The organism is Ensifer sp. KUDG1 (genome assembly GCF_050434285.1).
GTDB lineage: Bacteria > Pseudomonadota > Alphaproteobacteria > Rhizobiales > Rhizobiaceae > Ensifer.
In genome coordinates, this window is the sequence record NZ_JBNDIG010000005.1 from 209,295 (window position 1) to 230,546 (window position 21,252).

The window sequence follows — 21,252 nt, forward strand, 5'->3', positions numbered from 1 at the left end:
AAGACGAATGCTGCCAAGCGCCTACAGTTGAAGCCCTTGCCAAGGGAACCAGATCAGCGACGCCTTATCTTCTTAAACAGCTACACAATCAAAGATTTTCACGAAGGAACTCGAAATGATGCACACGCGCAAGATCCGCCTGATGATGGCGAGCGCCGCGCTCCTCACGCTTACCGGCCCGGCCTTCGCGCTCGATGGCGCCGATCTGATGAAGAAGCTCGACGCAGCGACGAACGCGAACGGCACCTCGCTCACCTATGACAAGGCCGAAGTCGACGGCGACAAGGTGACGGTGACCGGCGTCAAGCTCAAGGTCGCAAGCCAGCCGGGCGAAGCGGTGGACCTGAAGATCGGGGACCTGACCTTCGAAGGCGTCGAGGAAACCGAAGGCGGCGGCTATTACGCCGAAACCGTTTCGTTCCCCGACGTCAATGTCAGCCAAGACGAGGGTGCCATTTCCGTCAAGGACATCCTGCTCTCCGGCCTGACGATCCCGGCCAATGCGACCGGCGGAACGATCAACGACATCCTTCTCTATGAAAGCGCCAGCACCGGCCCGATCGCCGTCAGCTCCAAGGGCAAGGAAGTCTTCTCGCTCGAAAGCACCGAAGCCAACCTCGCGCGCCAGGAAAATGACGCCGGCTTCGACTTCGACGCGACGGCGTCCGGCATCAAGGCCGACCTGTCGTCGGTCGAAGACGCCAAGAGCAAGGAGGCGATCGAAAAGCTCGGCCTCACCACCATCGACGGCGCCCTGACGATGAAGGGCAGCTGGGAAGTCGAAAGCGGCAATGTCGCACTCGAAGAATATGCCCTCGACTTCAAGAATGTCGGCCGGCTGAACTTCGCTCTCGACATCTCCGGCTACACGCTCGCCTTCGTCAAGTCGATGCAGGAAGCGATGAAGGCTGCCGAAGCCAACCCGAACAAGGAAGAGGCCAACCAGGCCATGGGTCTCGCCATGATGGGCCTCATGCAGCAGCTGACATTCAACAGCGCCGAAATCCGCTTCGACGACGCGTCGATCACCAAGAAGGCGCTCGACTATGCCGGCTCGCAGCAGGGTGTTTCCGGCGAGCAGATGGCGCAGTCGCTGAAGGGCCTGGTTCCGATCATGATGGCGCAGCTCAACGTGCCGGAACTGCAGAACCAGGTGTCGGCCGCCGTCAACGCCTATCTCGACGGCCCGAAGAGCCTGACGATCAGCGCCGCTCCGGAAAAGCCGGTTCCGTTCCCGATGATCATGGGTGCCGCCATGGGCGCGCCGAACACCATCCCGTCGGTGCTTGGCGTCAAGGTAACGGCGAACGACTAATCGTTCAGGTTTCTCCCGGCCTCAATCGAGCCCGGGAGAGACCAAGATGACGACCAGCCTTGCGCGCCGAGACAGGCGCGCAAGGTTTGATGGCGCTGCGACCCGCCTCCCATGTCGCCCACGGCATTCACTCGGCGGACTTCGCCAGCCGAAGCCCGCACCGCCGCCCCTCCCCTGAAAGAACAAGCTCCGCCTTTACTTGCGAACCGCAAAGTCGGATCACGTCGGGCGGCCTTGTGGAGCGCGCACCGGTTTGCGGGGCACGCTTCTTCCCGGTCGGCTATTGCTTGCACCAAGAAATTTTCACCGTAAGGCGATGGCGTTTTTCATCGAAATCGTGCATGCCAGCCTCAGGCAATTCAGAGTCCGACTTCCAGCGAACTTGAGAGCATATAAGCCTCGACCGGGACGTCTCGGACTTTGTCCAAAATATACAAATACATACCCGAATATCGTCTCCATGTTACGGCAGATCGGACGTAAATGCTCGCCTGGCTCCAGCAGTCTGTAAATTTCACTGAAGAATTGCTGGAGGGGAAATTCGCCCCCGTCCGAGCCGATTACTACACAGGCCCGCCGGGTAAGCCGCTGCGGCTGCTGCTCCAGGCACGGACGGATTTCCTGTCGATCTGGCGGGCGAGCGACTATACCGAAAAGGTCTCGCAGACCAAGATCCTCGGGCGACAGATCATCGTCGTCAATTCGCCCGACCTGATCCGCCAGGTCGTCGTCAAGCGCCACGAAAACTTCGAACGCAAGAGCCCGCAGATGCGCCGGGCACTCGAATTCCTGCTGGGCGACGGGCTGTTCATTTCGGACGGAGACACCTGGAAGCAGCGCCGGCCGCTGGTGGCAGACATCGTCCACGCCAAACGGGTCCCCTCCTTCGGGCCAGTCATGGAAAATACGACCAGCGAACTGGTCGAGCGCTGGAACCGCATGCCCGATGGCGCCGAGGTCAACGCTCTGCACGAAATGGCCGGGCTGACCGCCGAGATCATAGCGCGCAGCGTCTTCGGCAACCAGCTCGGCGACGACAGTGCCGCGGCCGTGACCGAGGGCTTCACCAGCTACCAGTCGCTGGTCGATTCCATCAACATCGGCTACTTCCTCGGCTTCGACGATGGCCTGCCGGTGCTGCGCACGCCGAGCCTGCGTCGTTCGGTCAAGCGCATCCACGCAACCATCGACAAGGTGGTGGAGGATCACCTGGCCGGACGCGGCGACCACAATTCGATGGTCGAGCTGCTGATCCGCCGCCAGCAACGAAACCCGGAACTGAAACTCGATGTCGTCGCCTTGCGCAACGAAGCCGCAACCATCTTCATGGCCGGGCACGAGACGACGGCGGCAACGCTGACCTGGACCTGGTACCTGCTCTCGAAGGCGGTCTGGGTCGAGAAGGCCGTTCACGACGAAATCACAAGGGTCTGCGGCGACCGGACACCGACGATCGACGACGTGCCGCAGCTCGAATGGTGCCGGGCTGTCATCGAGGAAACGCTGCGCCTCTATCCGCCCGTTCCGATCCTCGCGCGACAGACGCGCGAGGCGGACATGATCGGCGACGTCGCCGCCGAACCGGGCTCGCTCGTTCTGATCGTCCCCTGGCTTCTGCACCGCACTGAAAGCCTCTTCCAGGATCCGCACCATTTTCATCCGGAGCGATTTACCGAGGGTCGTCGGCCGACGCCCTACAGCTTCATTCCGTTTGCCAGCGGCCCCCGCGTCTGCCCCGGTCTGCATTTCGGGCTGACCGAAGCGATCCTGTGTCTAGCAATCATTGCCCAGCAGTTCCGGGTGCGCGTCGCCACGCGCCACGCAGTCGAGCCAATTTGCCGCCTGACATTACGACCGAAGCGCGGACTTCCAGTCACGCTTCACAGGCGCAGGAGCGAAGCGCATGGGTGATCCACGCCCGCAAGAGCCGATTGCCAAGCGCAAGGCCTGGACCTTCACGGAGGAAGGCGTCCCCGGCCTTACGGACGCGCTAGCAGGCGGTGATCGCCTGCGCGCTTTCCAGCGTTACTGGATTTCCGACAACCTGTGGAACCTCGCCAACCTCGCTGGACACTTTGGCATGAAAATGTTGCCGATGGACGCCTGCTCGCGCCTAGGAGCAGCACTCGGCCTCTTCGCGGTGCCACGATTCCACAAGGTCGCGGCTCAGCGCGCCCGTGCAACCATCCAGCATCTGCGTCCCGACCTGGACGCCTCGCAGCAGGAGGCGTTGTTTCGCGAAAACTGTCGAGCACAAGGGCGACTGATGACCGAGTTTTCGGTGATCAACCGGCTGCAGCGCTGTCCCGAGCGGCTCAAGGCCGATAGCCTCGCGCGGATCCGCGACGCAGCGAAGGAAGGGCCGGTCATCACCGTCGGCATGCACCTTGGCAACTGGGAGGCCGGGACCATTGCCATCCGGAGTTTTGGCCTTCAACCCTACGCCTCGTACGTGCCTCCCAAGGGCCGCGCAAAGGCCTGGATCGCCGAAAGGGTTCGCACCAAGGCCGGACTACGGTTCCTTCCTCCCGGGGCGGAAGGCATTCGGCCGGCGCTCAGGGTGCTGAAAAACGGCGGTGTCGTCAGCATGTTTTGCGACGAAGGCTTTGCCGGCATGATCAGGGGACCGTTCTTTGGCCGCAAGCCGCATCAGGAGGGCAACATTGCGGTGGCCATTAGACTGGCACGCATGACGGGCGCAACGATCTGCCCATGGTACTGTCTGCGCACAGACGACTTCCGCTTCGAGTTTGAAGCACTCGAGCCTATTCGGTTGCCGGCTGAGGATCGCCCGAATGCGCGAATTCTGGACGACATGCTGCTCTTGAATAACGCCATCGAGCCGGTCGTTCGCGCCCATCTCGACCAATGGTACTTCCTCGACAACGCGCTTCGGCCGCAGTGAGGCTTGCTCGCGCTTTTTGGTGCGCCCGCATGTCGGCCTTGCGATCGCCGCTTGATGCCGGCCGGGTCTGGCCTATTTATCCCGCCAAGGACCGAATTCCCTGTTCCTGACCGATAAAACGGAAGGAGATAGCCATGGGACTGAAGCAGGCGGACATTACAGCCATCCTTGGCCCGGTCGACGAGACGCTGATGGCCGAACTGCTTGCGACCGGCGCAACGGCCGGCGAGCTTGCAGAGGCGATCGCCTGGGTCAACAACGATGAAGCGCTGATCGGGGAAGGCCGCCATCTGCCGGCCGGCCGTGTTGCGGCGCTGATCGACATCTTGACCCCAGACAACGAAGAAGAGCGGAATTTCGAACTGTAGTCGAACACGACTGCTTGCCGGGTAAGTCCGATTGCAAGCCGCCTGCCGGGCGGCTGGGTGCGTGAGGCCATATGTTCGTGTCGAGGGAGGTCCACAATGGCTGCCAAGGAAGTCAGGTTCAGTAGCGATGCCCGCGATCGGATGTTGCGCGGCGTCGACATTCTCGCCGATGCGGTCAAGGTCACGCTCGGCCCGAAGGGCCGCAACGTCGTCATCGAACGCGCCTTCGGCGCGCCGCGCATCACCAAGGACGGCGTGTCGGTCGCCAAGGAAATCGAGCTCGACGACAAGTTCGAGAACATGGGCGCACAGATGCTGCGGGAGGTCGCGTCGCGCACCAGCGACGTGGCCGGCGACGGCACGACGACGGCCACTGTGCTCGCGCAGGCCATCGTCAAGGAAGGCGTCAAAGCGATCGCATCCGGCATGAATCCGATGGACCTGAAACGCGGCATCGATCTCGCCGTCGACGCGATCGTTGCGAAACTGAAGACCCATGCGCGCAAGATTTCCAACAATGAGGAGATCGCACAGGTGGGCACGATCTCGGCCAACGGCGACGCCGAAATCGGAAGCTATCTGGCAAAGGCCATGGAGCGTGTCGGCAATGAAGGCGTGATTACGGTCGAGGAGGCGAAAACCGCCGAAATCGAGCTGGAGATCGTCGAAGGCATGCAATTCGACCGCGGCTATCTCTCCCCCTATTTCGTCACCGACCAGGAGAAGATGCGGGTCGAATTCGAAGACCCCTACATCCTCATTCACGAAAAGAAGCTTTCCAACCTGCAGGCGATGATCCCGATCCTCGAAGCGGTGATCCAGGCAAGCCGGCCGTTGTTGATCATCGCCGAGGATGTGGAAGGCGAAGCGCTGGCGACGCTGGTCGTCAACAAGCTGCGCGGCGGGCTCAAGATCGCGGCCGTCAAGGCCCCGGGCTTCGGCGACCGGCGCAAGGCGATGCTCGAAGACATCGCCATCCTGACGGGCGGCACCGTCATCTCCGAAGACCTCGGCATCAAGCTCGATAACGTGACGCTCGCCAATCTCGGGCGGGCCAAGCGGGTGATGGTCGAGAAGGAAGACACCACCATCGTCGACGGCGCCGGCACCAAGGCTGATATCGACGGGCGTGTCGGCCAGATCAAGGCGCAGATCGAGGAAACGACCTCCGACTACGACCGCGAGAAGCTGCAGGAACGGCTGGCCAAGCTTGCCGGTGGCGTTGCGGTGATCCGGGTGGGTGGCTCGACGGAAGTGGAAGTGAAGGAAAAGAAGGACCGGGTCGACGATGCGCTGCATGCGACCCGGGCCGCGGTGGAGGAAGGCATTCTGCCCGGCGGCGGCGTCGCGCTGCTTCGGGTTGTGCACGCGCTCGATGGGCTCAAGCCCGAAAATGACGACCAGCGCGTCGGCGTCGAGATCGTGCGGCGGGCGCTGGAGGCGCCGGTGCGCCAGATCGCCGAAAACGCCGGCGCCGAGGGCTCGGTCATCGTCGGCAAACTTCGGGAGATGAGCGACTTCGCCCAGGGTTGGAACGCGCAGACCGGCGAATATGGCGATCTCTACCGCATGGGCGTCATCGATCCGGCGAAGGTCGTGCGGGCAGCGCTACAGGACGCGGCGTCCGTCGCCGGCCTGCTTGTGACGACCGAAGCCATGGTCGCCGAAAAACCGAAGAAGAACGGACCCACGCCAGCGCCCGGCCCGGGCATGGACTTCTGACGGGCGACAGATGGTTGGTCGCCTAGCCGGACAGCTGGCGGTGGCGCCCGACCTCGGCAATGGCAAGCTCAGCGATCGGCAGCAGGTCCGCTTCGCTGAAGCGACATCTGGAGCAGACAAAGAAAAAGCCCGGCGAGACGATCGCCGGGCTTTTTCTTTAGTGTCAGGTCGGTTCGACCTTAGTCCTTCTTCTGCGGGATCGGGCGGATCGCCAGTTCGCGCAGTTGGGCCGGCGTCGCTTCGGACGGTGCGCCCATCAGGAGGTCGACCGCCTGCTGGTTCATTGGGAAGATCGAGATCTCGCGCAGGTTCTTGGCGCCGACGAGCAGCATGACGATGCGGTCGATGCCGAAGGCCATGCCGCCATGCGGCGGTGCGCCGTACTGGAAGGCGCGGTAGAGGCCGCCGAACTGGTCTTCGACTTCCTGCTGCGACTTGCCGGTCAGTTCGAACGCCTTGACCATCACTTCCGGAAGCTGGTTACGGATCGAGCCCGAGGCGATTTCAAAGCCGTTGCAGACCATGTCGTACTGGTAGGCCTTGATCGACAACGGATCGTCGCCGTTGAGCGCTTCCAGACCACCCTGCGGCATCGAGAAGGGATTGTGGGCGAAGTCGATCTTCTTTTCGTCTTCGAGCCATTCGTAGAACGGGAAGTCGACGATCCAGCAGAATTCGTAGCGGTCGCGGTCGACAAGGTTCAGTTCCTCGCCGGCGCGGGTGCGGGCTTCGCCGGCAAACTTGTAGAACTTCGTGGGATCGCCGGCAACGAAGAAGCAGGCATCACCATCGTCAAGGCCAAGCTGCGTGCGGATCGCATCCGTGCGCTCTTCGCCGATGTTCTTGGCGAGCGGGCCGGCGCCTTCGAGCTTTTCGCCTTCCTTGCGCCAGAAGATGTAGCCGAGGCCCGGCTGGCCCTGGCTCTGCGCCCAGGCGTTCATGCGGTCGCAGAAGGCGCGCGAGCCACCGGTCTTGGCCGGGATCGCCCAGACTTCGACCTTCGGGTTCGACGCGATCATGTTCGCGAAGACCTTGAAGCCGGAACCGGCGAAGTGTTCGGTCACTGCCTGCATCTCGATCGGGTTGCGCAGGTCCGGCTTGTCGGAGCCGTACTTGCGGATCGCCGTGTCGTAAGGAATGCGCGGGAACTTCTCGGTCACCGGCTTGCCGTCGGCAAATTCGACGAAGATGTCGCGGATGACCGGCTCCATGGTCGACCAGACGTCTTCCTGCTCGACGAAGCTCATTTCCAGGTCGAGCTGGTAGAATTCGCCCGGCAGGCGGTCTGCGCGCGGGTCTTCATCGCGGAAGCACGGTGCGATCTGGAAGTAGCGGTCGAAGCCGGCAACCATCAACAGCTGCTTGTACTGCTGCGGAGCCTGCGGCAAGGCATAGAAGCTGCCCGGGTGGATACGCGACGGCACGAGGAAGTCGCGCGCGCCTTCCGGCGACGAGGCCGTCAGGATCGGGGTCGTGTATTCGGTAAAGCCGACGTCGCCCATGTGGCGGCGCATCGACGAGATGATCTGGGTGCGCTTGACGATGTTCTTGTGAAGCGTGTCGCGGCGCAGATCGAGGAAGCGGTACTTGAGGCGCACGTCTTCCGGATAGTCGGGCTCGCCGAAGACCGGCAGCGGCAGTTCCTTGGCGGCCGAGAGAACTTCGATCTCCTGGGCGTAGAGCTCGATTTCGCCGGTCGGCATGCCCTTGTTGACGGTGTCGTCCATGCGCGCCTTGACGAGGCCGTCAATGCGCACGACCCATTCGCCGCGCACGGTCTCGGCTGCCTTGAAGGCCGGGCTGTCGGGATCGGCGACGACCTGGGTGATGCCGTAATGGTCGCGCAGGTCGATGAAGAGCAGGCCGCCATGGTCGCGGACGCGGTGGACCCAGCCGGAGAGGCGTACGGTGGAGCCGACGTCCGACTTGCGGAGGGCGGCACAGGTGTGGCTGCGGTAACGGTGCATCGTCATATCCCGGAATTGCAAAGAGCCGCGCAGGCTCGTCAGAAACGGCGCACGGCAACATGGTCAAAATCGGGCGGAAAAGCGCATGACGCGTTGCCTTTGTCAAGCCGCGCGGCCGCTGTCCGCCCCCGATGGAGGTGCGTTGTAAACGAAGGAAAGGGCCAGTCCAAGGGCGCTCGTGACAAGAGCAGGCCGAAATGCCGCGAAAAGGACGGCAATCGTCACAATTCGGGGCTGTCGCCCGGCAGAATGCGGGGCTACACAATCACTGGCCGCACATTTGATCCCCGAGTCGTGGCCGATTTCCGGATGTCGCCTGCCCCATGTCCCAGATTCGCCCGCTCATCCCCCTTCTCGTCACCGCAGGCATCCTCATCGGCGGCAATGGCCTGCAAGGCACGTTCATCTCGTTGCGCGCGCTCGAAGAGGGTTTCTCGACCTCGCTGATCGGGGTGATCGGCGCCGGCTACAATATCGGCTTTGCGCTCGGCTGCGTCTATGTCACCCGCATCCTGCGTTCGATCGGCCACATCCGCACCTTCTCGGCGATGGCGGCGATCGCCTCTGCGGCCGCCATTTCCATGGTGCTCGTCATCAATCCGCTGATGTGGTTCCTGATGCGGCTTCTGGCCGGCATCTGTTTCGCCTGCCTGTTTGCAACGGTCGAGAGTTGGCTGAACGCCAGTGTCACCAATGCCAACCGGGCCCGGACGCTTTCCGTCTATCGCCTCGTCGACCTTGGCTCCGTTACGGCGGCGCAATATGTGATTCCAGGCATCGGGCTTGGCGGCTTCGAGCTCTTTGCCATCATCTCCATGGCGCTGACGCTGTCGCTGGTGCCGATCTCCTTTGCCGACCGTTCAAGCCCGGTGGCGCCGGAGGCGATCCGCTTCGACGTCAAGGCGCTCTGGAACATCTCGCCGCTCGCGACCGTCGGCTGCATCGTCGTCGGCCTGACCAACGCCGCCTTCCGCTCACTCGGGCCGATCTATGCGCAAGGCATCGGCCTTTCGGTGACCGCGATCGCCACCTTCATGAGCGCCGGCATCATCGGTGGCGTCGTGTTGCAATATCCGCTCGGCCACTATTCCGATCGGTTCGACCGCCGCCTGATCATCCTGATCGCCACCTTTGGCTCGCTGCTTGCCGGCCTGTTCCTCGCCTTCGGCGCCGGCAACGACGAATGGCTAAACTTTGCCGGCATCTTCCTGTTCGGCGCCTTTGCCATGCCGCTCTATTCGCTCTGTTCGGCCCATGCCAACGACCACGCGGCCGAGGGACAACATGCGCTCGTTTCGGCGGGCATGCTGTTCTTCTGGTCGCTCGGCGCGATCATCGGGCCGCTATTTGCATCTTTCCTGCTCGAAATCTTCGGGCCGCAGGCGCTGTTCATCTACACGGCAGCGATCCTCTTCCTGTTCATGCTCTACACGCTGCAGCGCATGACGGCGCGCGCACCGGTGCCGGCTGGCGAGCGGGCGATGCCGTTCCGCAACCTGCTGCGCACCTCGTCCTTCTTCAACAAGCTCGCCGCCGGCAACAACCACAAGCGCAAGGACCGCTGACCTGCGGCAAGATGCGCGCGATCAGGATAATTGCTGAACACAATAATCAGGTTTAGAACCGGCACACCTCAAACAGCAGCCGAGATCGCCGAAATGCCCGTCATCAGCCGCCGCACCTTCCTCCAAGGCTCCGCTGCTCTCGGAGGCGCCTTCACGCTTGGTGCCGGCATGGCAGCCCGCGCCGGCGCCGCACCCGATCCGCAGATCCTGATGGCGCAGCTAACCGACGCTCAGATCGCCAAGGATGGGCTTACGCCCAAGGTCATGACCTACGGCTTGGGTGAGACCTCAAGCAGCGCCATGCCGCCGGTCCTGCGCATGCGTAAGGGCGAACCCTATGCCGCCCGCCTCCTCAACCGGCTCGACGAGCCGACGACGGTGCATTGGCATGGACTGCGCATCGCCAACGCCATGGATGGCGTGCCGGAACTGACGCAGCCCTATGTCTATCCGGGTGACCGTTTCGACTATCTGTTCACCCCGCCTGATGCCGGCACCTTCTGGTACCACCCACATTGCAACACGCTGTCCCAGATGGGCGCCGGCCTGACCGGCGTGATCGTCGTCGAGAACCCGGACGATCCGACCTTCGATGCGGAGATCGTGCTCAACCTGCGCGACTGGCGCCTCGGCACGGGCGGCGCCTTCATCGACGCATTCAAGCCGCGCGATGCGGCCCGCGGCGGCACCTACGGCACGGTGCGCACCGCCAACTGGCAGCAAGAGCCTACCTATGATGCACCGGCAGGCGGCCTGGTGCGCGTGCGCATCGCAGCAACGGACGTCACCCGCATCTATACGATCGGCCTTGAGGGCGCGGACGCAATGGTCATTGCGCTGGACGGCAACCCGGTCGACAAGCCCTTCGCGCTTGACCGCTACGATTTTGCGCCCGGCCAGCGCGTCGATCTTGTCGTGCGCATGCCCGATGGCGAAGGCCAGACGGCCACGCTCGGCAACCTGCGTGGATCGCATCCCTGGACGATCGCGCGCTTCCGCTCAGCCGGCGCTTCGCTCAAGCGTGACCTTCGGGATGTCGGCCCCCTGCCCGCCAACCCGATCGCGGAAGCTGATCTCTCCACCGCCACCCGCGTGCCGCTCGAACTGACGGCGACGGCGGAGCACAAGGCGACGCCTTCGATCTGCGGCTCGCTCGGCTACACCTTCTGGGCGATCAACAAGGTTCCGTGGCCGGGCGACACGCCCGATCCGATCGCGCCGATCGAGGAGATGAAGCTTGGCAAGAGCTATGTGCTCGAGATCGCCAACCGGACGCCGCATGCCCATCCGATCCATCTGCACGGCCTGAGCTTCCGCATTATCAATTCCAACAAGCGGACTTTCCTGCCGCCGCCGACCGATACGATCCTGCTTTTGCCCGACGAACAGGCGGAAGTCGCGCTTGTGGCGGACAATCCGGGCGATTGGGTCGTGCATTGCCATATCATCGAGCACCAGAAGACCGGCATGACGGGTTATTTCAAAGTCGTCTGAGATTTCGATTGTGACAGATGCCGCGAAGAGTTACACGAAATTCCAAGCCGCATTTTCGCCACAGTGATTTAAATCTGATGATTGAAACAACAGCAGACCTTGAGGCCGCCTGCCAGCAGCTGGCCCTTTCAAATTATATTACGATTGATACCGAATTTCTTCGCGAGACGACTTTCTGGCCGGAGCTTTGCCTGATCCAGATGGCGAGCCCGGACCTTGCCGTGATTGTCGACCCGATGGCAAAGGGCATCGATCTTGCGCCCTTCTTCGCGCTGATGGCCAACCCTGAGGTCATCAAGGTGTTCCATGCTGCGCGTCAGGACATCGAGATCATCTTCCATCTCGGAAACCTTATTCCGCACCCGATCTTCGATACGCAGGTCGCGGCGATGGTTTGCGGGTTTGGCGACAGCGTTTCCTACGACCAACTGGTCAACCGCGTCACCGGCACGCAGATCGACAAGTCCTCGCGCTTTACCGACTGGAGCCGCCGTCCGCTGACCGAAAAGCAGCTCGACTACGCGCTGGCCGACGTCACGCATCTGCGCGACATCTACAAGTACCTAGCGGCAGAACTCGAGCGCGAAGGCCGTTCGCTCTGGCTGACCGAAGAGATGGCCATTCTCGAAGCCCGCGACACCTACGACCTGCACCCCGACGATGCCTGGCAGCGGCTGAAGATGCGGGTGAAGAAGCCGATCGAGCTCGCGGTGCTGAAGACGGTTGCGGCCTGGCGCGAGCGCGAAGCGCGCGCCCGCAACGTGCCGCGCGGCCGCATCCTCAAGGACGATGCCATCTACGAGATCGCCCAGCAGCAGCCGAAGGATGCGGAAGCACTCGCACGGCTCCGGACCATCCCCAAGGGCTGGGAACGCTCCACTGCTGGAGCGGCGGTCGTCGAGGCCGTCAACGAGGCGCTGGCGATCCCGAAGGCCGATCTGCCGAAGCTTCCACGCCAGAGCCATGCGCCGGAAGGTGCTGCAGCCGCCGGCGAGATGCTGAAGGTGCTTTTGAAGCTGATCGCCGAGAAGCAGGGCGTCGCCGCGAAGATTATCGCCAATAGCGATGATCTCGACAAGATTGCCGCCGAGGGCGAGAAGGCGGATGTCGCCGCGCTCAAGGGCTGGCGGCGCGAACTCTTCGGCGAAACGGCACTGAAGCTGATCAACGGCGACGTCGCCCTGCGCTTCGTCGACAAGAAGATCGAAGCAGTGGAAATCGGCGCCGAGATCACGTCCGCGTCAGCTTGAAAAAGGGATCGGGCGGAGACAAGTTTCCGCCCGAATCCAGCTCTAGCCAAGGGCCGGGCGGAACAGAATCACCATCGTTTCAAGCGAGGTGACGTGAGCCGGCGTGCTGGGCAGCGCCGACCGACACGGATGCCGCCTCTTCCGGTACCGGAGCTTTCTGCATGCGTTGGCGCTTTTCGACTTTCGAAGGACTTCTCTTGCTGCTGGTCATCGCCGGCGCCGGTGCGGTCTACGCATGGGTTTTCTACGGCAAAGGCGCCCTGATCGGCGCAACCTATGCGCTCTTCATGTGCCTTCCGATCATCGCGTTTGAGCGACGCATCATTTTTCGGCGCCTGCATCGGCGGATCCACGCCTTTTCCACGCCTGTCTTCTTCGTCGCGTCGCTGGTGATCTACTTCGTCCTTCTCGACGTCGGCTATGCCGCCGCCGGCCTGCTCATGCAGACGGGGGGCGTCATGAAGGACCACTGGATGGACGCGATGATGCCGTCGAAGACAGTCCTCGTCTTCGCGCTCGGCGTTTCGGGTTCGCTCGTCTTCATCCTCAGGGTTCGCGAACTGCTCGGGCGCGACGTCTTTTTGAGCCTGCTCACCGGCCGCTACCGCAGGCCGGTCGAGGAGGAACGCGTCTTCCTCTTTATCGACCTTGCCGGATCGACCGCCTATGCCGAGAAACACGGCGACCTCAGGATGCAGGAATATCTCGGCAGGCTGTTTGCAACGATCGCCGATCCGGTGATGCGCTACCGCGGCTCGATCGACGACTACATCGGTGACGCCGCCGTCATTACCTGGCCTTTCGATCGCGCCACCAACAATGCCGCCTGCATTCATTGCGTCTTCGACATCCTGGAGATGATCGATGCGGATGCGACCCGCTGGCAAAAGGAGTTCGGCGAAGTTCCGCGCCTGCGGGCAGCGCTTCATGGCGGCACTATCGTCGCGGCGGAGATCGGGCTCGACCGGCACAAGATCACCTATTTCGGCGATACGGTGAACACCACGGCCCGGCTTGAAGGCTTCTGCAAGACGCTTGGCCACCAGGTGCTGATCTCCACAGACCTCGCGCGTAAGATGCGCCTGCCGCATTATGTCCGGGTCGAGGATCTCGGCGAGCATGCCGTCAGAGGACGGGGGCAGAAGCTTGGCGTTCTGTCGCTGCGCGCAGGCAGCGCAGCGCCTCAGCTGGCATCGGCCGCGGCCGAGTGATCTCGACCGACCGGATCGTGATCGCCGTCAACCGTGCAGCTTGGCGCCCTTGGTGATCTTGTCGACCAGCTTCTTGTCCGCATGAATGGCAATGCCGGCGACCGCAGCGTCTTCGGGGCTGGTCTCGGCGAAGACCGCCCGGTTGGCGTGGTCGTGGCCGGTGGCGAACATGGCGTCGACATAGATCGAGGCTTTGACCTCTCTTTCGATCGCACGCCGTTGAATGTTGCCGAGCGTCTTCCCATCTGCGGCTAGCACGATGATCGGCTGGATGCTCAGGGCGTTGTAGACGTTGCCGGCGCCATCGCGATAATCTTCGCCGATGATGTCGGGCTTCTGTCCGGCGATCCCGGTGGCGAGGAAGGCGGTGACGTTGAGCTTCTGCCAGGTTGCCAGGTCCTCGCGCAAGACGATTGCAAATTTGGTATCGAACATGACGGCCATCTCCATTTCAGCCCGACAGGGCGTGCCGGAAGACGCATTATCGGACGGTGCCGCAATCGATCTTGAACGATTGTGCTGGGCACCCGGCGACGGCATCCGGGTGGCGCCTGCCGTCGATGGCATCGAGCGCATCGAGGCGCGCCTGCATGGAAAGTTCTTCGAGCCGCACCGCCACGATACCTACGCGATCGGCGTGACGCTCGGTGGCGTGCAGACGTTCCAGTACCGTGGCGAAAGTCGCTTCAGCAATCCTGGAAGCATCATCATCCTCCATCCGGACGAGATCCACGACGGCGGCGCGGGAACGGAGATCGGGCTTCGCTACAGAATGATGTACCTGCAGCCGGAGCGGCTGCTCGCAGCCCTTGACGAAACCGATCGTTCCCTGCCCTTCGTCGCGGCACCTGTCGTGGGCGACGAGGCGCTGCGGCAGGCGGTCGGCGAAGCCGTGATGGATCTCGACAATGGCATCGACGAACTGGCGCTCGACGATATCCTCGTGCGGATCGCCGAGGGGCTCTACCGTCACGCCGGCACCAAGGACGCCAAGCCCGCAAAGGTCGACAAGCATGCCGTCCTACAGGCGAGCGAATTCCTTCGCGCCAATCTCGAACGGCCCGTCGGCTCGCAGGAACTGGAGGCGGTGAGCGGGCTCGATCGCTTCACGCTCGCCCGGCAATTCCGCCGGGTTCTCGGCACCAGCCCCCATCGCTATTTGCTGATGCGCCGGCTGGAGCGTGCACGGCAGATGATCGCCCGGGGCGAAAGCCTTGCCGGTGCGGCACTCGAAACCGGCTTTGCCGACCAGGCTCATTTCACCCGTCATTTCAAGCGCGCCTACGGCCTGACGCCCGGCCGCTGGGCGAGCCTCGCCGTCGCCGGCCAATCCTGTCACCAAAGCTTCATCGGGTTGTAAAGCAAGCATCACCCAACCGTCATCATAGCCGCCTATCGGGGTTCGGACTGCAGCGCCGCGCGTCGTGGGACGCGCAAGGGTCGCTGCAGCACGTCGAATTTGCTGCACGTCTTTCTCCTTGGATCTACGGCGATCCAAGGCGGCAGGCAGAAGGCTCCAACCCAAGGTGAACTTCATGACGAAAACGCTTCTCGCCACTGCGGCTCTTTCCCTTTTGATGACGATGGCCGCCTCGGCCGAGGAAAAGTCCTTCACCGCGACCCTGAAGGGCCACGCGATCCTGCCGGCAAACACGATCGTCGCTGCCCCCTCGGACGCGCCTGAGTATCTCAAGACCTCCGGCAAGTTCACCACCGCGGACCGCAAGCGTGCCGAAGCGCTCGGCACCGTGCCGGGCAAGGACGGCGTGCGCCTGACCGGCCTGTCGCTTCCCTTCGACGGCCAGCCGATGCAGGGCTTTTCCGGCATCAAGGCGATGGAAGACGGCACCTTCTGGAGCCTGTCCGACAACGGCTTCGGCAGCAAGATGAACTCCAGCGACGCCATGCTGATGCTGCACCATGTGAAGATGAACTGGGACGCCGGCAAGGTCGAAGCGCTGAAGACGCTGTTCCTGACCGACCCGGACAGGAAAGCCCCCTTCCCGATCGTCATGGAAGGCTCCGACAAGCGTTATCTCACCGGCGCCGACTTCGACGTCGAATCGATCCAGCCGGTCGCCGACGGCTTCTGGATCGGTGAGGAGTTCGGCCCGTACATCCTCAAGTTCGACCTCGATGGCAAGCTGACCGATGTGATCGCGACCACGGTCGACGGCAAGCCGGTGATGTCGCCCGACAATCCGACGCTGACGCTGCAGGGCGACCCTTCGAAGAAGACGCCCGCTTTCAACCTGAAGCGCTCCGGCGGCTATGAAGGCATGGCGCTTTCCAAGGACGGCAGCAAGCTTTACGGCCTGCTCGAAGGCCCGATCTGGACCGACAGCGAAACGGTCGAGCAGGCCGATGGCCGCCCGGCGCTACGCATCATCGAACTCGATGTCGCAAGCAAGGCCTGGACCGGCCGTAGCTGGCTCTACCCGCTGGCTGAAGGTGGCGAGGCAATCGGCGACTTCAACATGCTCGACGACAAGACCGCACTGGTGATCGAGCGCGACAATGGCGCCGGCACGATGGACAAGGCCTGCGCCGATCCGAAGGACCCGAAGCCGGACTGCTTCGCAACGGGCTCCAAGGTCAAGCGCATCTACAAGATCGCCTTCGACGACAGCAATGCCGGCAAGGCCGTGCGCAAGATCGGCTACATCGACCTCTTGAAGATCGCCGACCCGGATAACAAGAAGCGCCAGGGCGGCGGCGAAGGCTTCTACGACATGCCCTTCGTCACCATCGAAAACGTCGACCGCGTCGATGCGACCCACATCATCGTCGGCAACGACAACAACCTGCCGTTCTCGGCCGGTCGCGCGCTCGACAAGGCCGACGACAACGAGTTCGTACTGCTCGAAGTCGGCGATTTCCTGAAGGCCGAATAAACAAGAAGGGCGCGCGAATTTCGGTTCGCGCGCCCTTCCTTTTTTAGTCCGGGATTTCTTCGGCGTCAGCTTTCGAAGTGGAAAGCGAGCCGCTTGCCGGTAAGCTTGCCAAGCTGCTGCAGGCGGCCATCCAGACGCTCTCCAGCAAACTCCGAATAGGCCGCCGGAACGACGATTTCCAGATCCACGTCCGGGAGCGACGACTTGCGGAACGTCAGGCTCCGGGCAATGCCGGGCATCGATGCCGAGAAGAGGTAGGCGACGCGCAAAAGGCCGCCGAGCAGCTTTGCCAGTTCCAGCAGGCGCGGCGTGGTGATGCCGGCAAGCGCGTTCGTGGCGCCGTCGTCGTTGAGCCCCTCGAAGCGGTAATAATTGGAAAGCGCGATATAGGCCCGGCCGGCGTGGGTAATGCCCGAGAAGGTCGAGTGGGCGATGATGTTCAGCGCCTGCAGGCCGCGATAATCCGGATGCGCGCGCCAGCTGATATCGGCGAGCAGGCAGGCAGCCTGGCGATACCGGCCCTCCTCTTCCGTCTCCTCGATGCCGAAGAACGGCACCATGCGGCCGGTCCAGTCGGCCAGCTCACGGGCGTGCTCGGGCGAGCGGGCGCGCAGGATGGCGATCTCGTTTGCCGCTGTCAGCAGTGGATCCTGGGCGCGCTCCTCGTCCTTCAAGAGCGAAAACAGATAGCCTTCGCGAACGCCGAGCGCCGAGAAGGAAATCCGCTCCGGCTTCATGATCTCAAGCGCTTCCTGCATGGCGATCGCGCCGAAGGGCAAAAGGCTGCGGCGGCTTTTCGAGATCGTCGAATAGGCAGATGGCTTGATGTTCTTCGGCTCGATCACTTCCGGCAGAAGCGCCATCGCCTCGTCGAAGGAAATCTCGTAGCCCTGCATCATGTGCAGCGGATAGTCGCGGATTTCCATGTGCAGCTTGGCGATCGAGCGCCAGGTGCCGCCGACCGCATAGAAGGTGCGCCCCGTGCCGGTCTTCAGCACGGCCGAGTTCTTCATGAACTTGCGCACCCAGGTGCGTGCCTTGGTGAGCGAGCCGTTGCTGTGCTCGAACAGGCGGATACCGCCAAGCGGCAGGGTGATACCCTTGCCGATCTTCGTGCCGGCGACGTCGACGAGTTCGAGCGAGCCACCGCCAAGGTCGCCGACGACACCGTCGGGATCGTGGTAGCCGCTGACGATGCCCATCGCGGAATAATAGGCCTCTTCCTCACCAGTGAGGATGCGGACCTTGTGACCGAGGATCGCCTCGGCCTTCTCGATGAAGGCCGGGCCGTTGCTCGCCTCGCGCGCGGCTGCCGTCGCCAGCACATACATCGAGGTCGCCCGTGCCTGTTTGGAGAGCGCGTGAAAGCGATGCAGCGCTCTCAGCGCGCGCTCGACGCTGTCTTCATCCATGCGTCCGGTCGCATCGATGCCTTTGCCGAGACCGCACATCACCTTTTCGTTGAACAGCATGGCCGGCGAGCGGCTCAGGCCTTCGTAGACGACAAGGCGGATGGAGTTCGAACCGATATCGATAACGGAAACCGGGCGGATGCCGGGCAGACGCCCCTGCGCTTCAGATTCGACCATGCAATTCCAGTTTATTTGTGCCAGCCGCTCTTCCAGCCGGCTATGAGCTTCGGTGCGCTGGACTTCAGGGCCTCGCCCCGGCCGGAGAGGCTGGGATTGGTCATGAAATAGTGCTGTGCGTTGAAAGGCTCGGCGTCCTTGCCGACTTCCATCCGGCGAGAGGTGCCATCGGGAAGAATTTCGTAGCTCTGCTGGTTGTCGATGAGATTACCCAGCATGATCTGCGACAGAACCTGTTCGTGCACAGTCCGGTTGATGAGAGGCACGAGCGTCTCGACCCGCCGGTCCAGATTGCGCGGCATCATATCCGCCGAGCCGATATAGACAAGGGCATTCTCCGATGGAAGCCCGTGGCCGTTGCCGAAGCAGAATATGCGGGAATGTTCGAGGAATCGACCGACGATGGACTTGACACGGATATTGTCGGAGAGCCCCGGGACCTGCGGCCGCAGGCAGCAGATGCCGCGCACCACCAGGTCGATTTCGACGCCGGCGCGGCTCGCCTTGTAGAGCGCGTCGATGATCTCGGGGTCAACGAGCGAGTTCATCTTCATCCAGATCGCAGCCGGGCGGCCGGCCTTGGCATGCTCGATCTCTTCGTCGACGTGCCTGAGGATGCGCGGACGCAGCGTGTGCGGCGAGACCGCCAGCTTCATGCCCGCCTCCGGCTCGCCATAGCCGGTGATGAAATTGAAGATGTTCGCCATGTCGTGGGCGATCACAGGATTGCAGGTGAAGAAGGACAGGTCGGTGTAGATCTTCGCCGTGACCGGGTGGTAGTTGCCGGTGCCGAGATGGCAATAGGTCCGAAGCTTGCCCTCTTCGCGCCGCACCACCATCGACATCTTGGCGTGGGTTTTCAGCTCGATGAAGCCGAAGACGACCTGCACGCCGGCGCGTTCCAAGTCGCGCGCCCAGCGGATGTTGGCTTCCTCGTCGAAACGGGCCTTGAGCTCGACCAGCGCCGTCACCGACTTGCCGGCCTCGGCAGCGTCGATCAGCGCACGCACGATCGGGCTGTCGTTCGAGGTGCGGTAAAGCGTCTGCTTGATGGCGACGACATCAGGATCGCGCGCCGCCTGCAAGAGGAACTGCACGACGACGTCGAAGGATTCGTAGGGGTGATGAACCACCATGTCCTTCTCGCGGATCGCGGCCAGGCAGTCACCGGCGTGTTCGCGCACGCGCTCGGGGAAACGCGGATTGTACGGCTCGAAGCGCAGATCGTCGCGCGGAGCCTTGGTGATTTCGGACAAAGTGTTGAGTGCCAAAAGTCCCGGCAGGACGGCGATCCGGTTTTCCGGGACGCCCAGTTCCTGGACGACGAACTGACGCAGCGACGCGGGCATTTCCGAATCGGTCTCGATGCGGATCACCGAACCGCGGCGACGGCGCTTCAGCGCGGTCTCGAAGAAGCGCACCAGGTCTTCGGCCTCTTCCTCCACTTCGATATCGCTGTCGCGAATGATGCGGAAGGTACCGGAACCCTTGACCTCATAGCCCGGGAACAGCCTGTCGATGAACTGGCTGACCATATCTTCGAGCGTAATGTAGCGGATGACGTTCTTGACGTCCGGCAGCCGGATGAAGCGGTCGAGCGCCACCGGCAGGCGCAATAGCGCCGTCATCGGCTCGCGGCCGGTCTTGCTGACCAGTTGCAGGCCCATCGAGAAGCCGAGGTTCGGAATGAACGGGAACGGATGGGCCGGATCGATGGAGAGCGGCGTCAGCACCGGGAAAATCGCCTGGTCGAACTCGTTGGCAAGCCAGCTCCTGTCCTGCGCCGACAGCGAGGCCGGGCGAACGATGAGGATGTCTTCCTTGGCGAGATATTGCTGAAGCACGGCGAGCGAGGCCTGCTGCTCCATCTGCAGATTGTCGATTTCCTTCAGAATGTCTTCGAGCTGCTCGACCGGCGTCTTGCCGTCGGGTGAACGCATCGAGAGGCCCTGGCGCACCTGGCCTTCGAGGCCGGCGACGCGCACCATGAAGAACTCGTCGAGGTTGGCGGCCGAGATCGACAGGAAGCGGACGCGCTCCAGCAGCGGATGTGCGGTGTTCAGCGTTTCCTCGAGCACGCGGCGATTGAATTGCAGCCAGGAAAATTCGCGGTTGATGAAGCGCTGCGGGCTCGTCAGCAGGTCGACGTCCTCCGCCGATGCCTGATTTTCGTTCACCGCAGATAGCGCGTTATCCATGCTTTTCAGATCCCATTGCTCCGGCTGCACCGGCTATCTCAGTTTGACGACGGTTATGTGACAGTCAATCGGACCGACGCTGATTTCCCAGTTCTTCAAGCACTTCGGAAGCGAGCGCGCGCGAAAGCTTGGTGCCGCGGGCGAGCGCCAGATGGTCGATGCGCTCGACGATCGTCTGCGCGGCTTCGAGCGACCGTTCCATGCGCTGGACGATGTAGCCGACCAGCCGCTCGTCGACGAGGAGCTGGCGATCGGCAAAGAGCTTGATCAGCACCTGCGTCAGCAATTCGTCGTCCGGCTCGCCGATCTCGACCACGGTCGCCGCCCTCAGGCGCGAACGCAGGTCCGGCAGCGTCACCGGCCAGGACATCGGCCAGAGCCGCGTCGTCATCAGCAGGCTGGTGCCATGCTGGCGCACGTTATTGATGACGTGGAACAGCGTCGTATCGTCGAAACCGCTGCGGTCGGCATCCTCGAAGAGAACGGGCCTTTCGGCCGCGATCAACGCGGCATCGGAGCCGGCGAGCGGATGGATGACTTCCGCCCCTGCCCGCTCCTTCCAGATGCTGGCGAGGTGTGATTTTCCGGAGCCGACCGGGCCGGCGATGATGACCACCGGCGCCGGCCAGTCCGGCCAATGGTCGACGATGGCGATGGCCGCGCTCAGCCTGTCAGAGACGAGCAGGTCCTCACGACCCGTCGCCGGGTCGTGGCCGAAGGCCAGGGGGATTTGTTCAAATGGGCGTTTTGTCATGCTGTACTCGGGACAATCGT

General features: G+C 62.8%; 16 protein-coding genes. 11 read left to right on the top strand and 5 right to left on the bottom strand.

Annotated elements, in window-relative coordinates; translation table 11 throughout:
• The first annotated feature begins 115 nt into the window (after nucleotides 1-115).
• The 5 genes from M2267_RS15485 to groL all read left to right on the top strand — a co-directional run bounded on the left by M2267_RS15485 (nucleotide 116) and on the right by groL (nucleotide 6,310).
• A complete protein-coding gene (locus M2267_RS15485; protein WP_402316428.1) occupies nucleotides 116-1,315 on the top strand; it encodes a hypothetical protein in 1,200 nt (399 codons plus the stop codon).
• A 483-nt stretch (nucleotides 1,316-1,798) separates the two neighbouring features.
• Nucleotides 1,799-3,226, top strand: a complete 1,428-nt coding sequence (locus M2267_RS15490) for a cytochrome P450 (RefSeq protein WP_429115263.1) — start codon at nucleotides 1,799-1,801, stop codon at nucleotides 3,224-3,226.
• Entirely contained in the window at nucleotides 3,219-4,220 is a 1,002-nt protein-coding gene (locus M2267_RS15495) for a lysophospholipid acyltransferase family protein (RefSeq protein WP_429115265.1), read from the top strand. The genes M2267_RS15490 and M2267_RS15495 overlap by 8 nt, the downstream gene beginning before the upstream one ends.
• A gap of 134 nt (nucleotides 4,221-4,354) precedes the next feature.
• Complete coding sequence (locus M2267_RS15500; protein WP_043611430.1) at nucleotides 4,355-4,588, top strand: hypothetical protein; 234 nt, start codon at nucleotides 4,355-4,357, stop codon at nucleotides 4,586-4,588.
• A 96-nt stretch (nucleotides 4,589-4,684) separates the two neighbouring features.
• Entirely contained in the window at nucleotides 4,685-6,310 is a 1,626-nt protein-coding gene (gene groL / locus M2267_RS15505) for a chaperonin GroEL (protein WP_429115267.1), read from the top strand.
• A gap of 179 nt (nucleotides 6,311-6,489) precedes the next feature.
• On the opposite strand, the gene aspS is transcribed toward groL, so the two are convergent.
• A complete protein-coding gene (gene aspS, locus M2267_RS15510; RefSeq protein WP_429115269.1) occupies nucleotides 6,490-8,277 on the bottom strand; it encodes an aspartate--tRNA ligase in 1,788 nt (595 codons plus the stop codon).
• Nucleotides 8,278-8,600: 323 nt separating this feature from the next.
• Here aspS and M2267_RS15515 point away from each other — a divergent pair, with 323 nt between their 5' ends.
• The 4 genes from M2267_RS15515 to M2267_RS15530 all read left to right on the top strand — a co-directional run bounded on the left by M2267_RS15515 (nucleotide 8,601) and on the right by M2267_RS15530 (nucleotide 13,797).
• Nucleotides 8,601-9,842, top strand: a complete 1,242-nt coding sequence (locus tag M2267_RS15515; RefSeq protein ID WP_205239160.1) for an MFS transporter — start codon at nucleotides 8,601-8,603, stop codon at nucleotides 9,840-9,842.
• 93 nt (nucleotides 9,843-9,935) lie between these two features.
• Nucleotides 9,936-11,336, top strand: coding sequence for a multicopper oxidase family protein (locus M2267_RS15520; RefSeq protein WP_429115271.1), 1,401 nt, complete (start codon nucleotides 9,936-9,938; stop codon nucleotides 11,334-11,336).
• A gap of 77 nt (nucleotides 11,337-11,413) precedes the next feature.
• On the top strand, nucleotides 11,414-12,586 hold the full coding sequence (gene rnd, locus M2267_RS15525; protein WP_429115273.1) for a ribonuclease D: 1,173 nt from the start codon (nucleotides 11,414-11,416) through the stop codon (nucleotides 12,584-12,586).
• Between the two features lie 161 nt (nucleotides 12,587-12,747).
• Nucleotides 12,748-13,797 carry an adenylate/guanylate cyclase domain-containing protein gene (locus tag M2267_RS15530; RefSeq protein WP_429115274.1) on the top strand — a complete coding sequence of 350 codons (1,050 nt, stop codon included), beginning with the start codon at nucleotides 12,748-12,750 and terminating at the stop codon, nucleotides 13,795-13,797.
• Between the two features lie 27 nt (nucleotides 13,798-13,824).
• Here M2267_RS15530 and M2267_RS15535 read toward each other — a convergent pair whose 3' ends face one another.
• Nucleotides 13,825-14,232 (bottom strand): DUF2000 family protein, encoded by a 408-nt coding sequence (locus M2267_RS15535; protein ID WP_402316399.1) that lies wholly within the window; start codon nucleotides 14,230-14,232, stop codon nucleotides 13,825-13,827.
• On the opposite strand from M2267_RS15535, the gene M2267_RS15540 reads away from it, so the two are divergent.
• Nucleotides 14,231-15,157 (top strand): AraC family transcriptional regulator, encoded by a 927-nt coding sequence (locus tag M2267_RS15540; RefSeq protein ID WP_429115276.1) that lies wholly within the window; start codon nucleotides 14,231-14,233, stop codon nucleotides 15,155-15,157. The genes M2267_RS15535 and M2267_RS15540 overlap by 2 nt on opposite strands.
• Nucleotides 15,158-15,332: 175 nt before the next feature.
• Entirely contained in the window at nucleotides 15,333-16,691 is a 1,359-nt protein-coding gene (locus tag M2267_RS15545) for an esterase-like activity of phytase family protein (RefSeq protein ID WP_429115277.1), read from the top strand.
• A 65-nt stretch (nucleotides 16,692-16,756) separates the two neighbouring features.
• On the opposite strand, the gene ppx is transcribed toward M2267_RS15545, so the two are convergent.
• The 3 genes from ppx to hdaA form a co-directional block, all read right to left on the bottom strand.
• Nucleotides 16,757-18,280, bottom strand: coding sequence for an exopolyphosphatase (ppx, locus tag M2267_RS15550; protein WP_429115278.1), 1,524 nt, complete (start codon nucleotides 18,278-18,280; stop codon nucleotides 16,757-16,759).
• Nucleotides 18,281-18,291: 11 nt separating this feature from the next.
• A complete protein-coding gene (locus M2267_RS15555; protein WP_043611421.1) occupies nucleotides 18,292-20,478 on the bottom strand; it encodes an RNA degradosome polyphosphate kinase in 2,187 nt (728 codons plus the stop codon).
• Nucleotides 20,479-20,542: 64 nt separating this feature from the next.
• Entirely contained in the window at nucleotides 20,543-21,232 is a 690-nt protein-coding gene (gene hdaA / locus M2267_RS15560) for a DnaA regulatory inactivator HdaA (RefSeq protein ID WP_429115280.1), read from the bottom strand.
• Nucleotides 21,233-21,252 lie beyond the last annotated feature (20 nt).

Bases quoted from the DNA above. Each gene is read 5' to 3' on its own strand.
- rnd (WP_429115273.1), top strand. From the start codon at position 11,414: ATGATTGAAACAACAGCAGACCTTGAGGCCGCCTGCCAGCAGCTGGCC.
- M2267_RS15530 (WP_429115274.1), top strand. From the start codon at position 12,748: ATGCGTTGGCGCTTTTCGACTTTCGAAGGACTTCTCTTGCTGCTGGTC.
- groL (WP_429115267.1), top strand. From the start codon at position 4,685: ATGGCTGCCAAGGAAGTCAGGTTCAGTAGCGATGCCCGCGATCGGATG.
- M2267_RS15515 (WP_205239160.1), top strand. From the start codon at position 8,601: ATGTCCCAGATTCGCCCGCTCATCCCCCTTCTCGTCACCGCAGGCATC.
- M2267_RS15520 (WP_429115271.1), top strand. From the start codon at position 9,936: ATGCCCGTCATCAGCCGCCGCACCTTCCTCCAAGGCTCCGCTGCTCTC.
- M2267_RS15540 (WP_429115276.1), top strand. From the start codon at position 14,231: ATGACGGCCATCTCCATTTCAGCCCGACAGGGCGTGCCGGAAGACGCA.
- M2267_RS15500 (WP_043611430.1), top strand. From the start codon at position 4,355: ATGGGACTGAAGCAGGCGGACATTACAGCCATCCTTGGCCCGGTCGAC.
- M2267_RS15490 (WP_429115263.1), top strand. From the start codon at position 1,799: ATGCTCGCCTGGCTCCAGCAGTCTGTAAATTTCACTGAAGAATTGCTG.
- M2267_RS15535 (WP_402316399.1), bottom strand. From the start codon at position 14,232: ATGTTCGATACCAAATTTGCAATCGTCTTGCGCGAGGACCTGGCAACC.
- M2267_RS15555 (WP_043611421.1), bottom strand. From the start codon at position 20,478: ATGGATAACGCGCTATCTGCGGTGAACGAAAATCAGGCATCGGCGGAG.
- aspS (WP_429115269.1), bottom strand. From the start codon at position 8,277: ATGCACCGTTACCGCAGCCACACCTGTGCCGCCCTCCGCAAGTCGGAC.
- hdaA (WP_429115280.1), bottom strand. From the start codon at position 21,232: ATGACAAAACGCCCATTTGAACAAATCCCCCTGGCCTTCGGCCACGAC.
- M2267_RS15545 (WP_429115277.1), top strand. From the start codon at position 15,333: ATGACGAAAACGCTTCTCGCCACTGCGGCTCTTTCCCTTTTGATGACG.
- ppx (WP_429115278.1), bottom strand. From the start codon at position 18,280: ATGGTCGAATCTGAAGCGCAGGGGCGTCTGCCCGGCATCCGCCCGGTT.
- M2267_RS15485 (WP_402316428.1), top strand. From the start codon at position 116: ATGATGCACACGCGCAAGATCCGCCTGATGATGGCGAGCGCCGCGCTC.
- M2267_RS15495 (WP_429115265.1), top strand. From the start codon at position 3,219: ATGGGTGATCCACGCCCGCAAGAGCCGATTGCCAAGCGCAAGGCCTGG.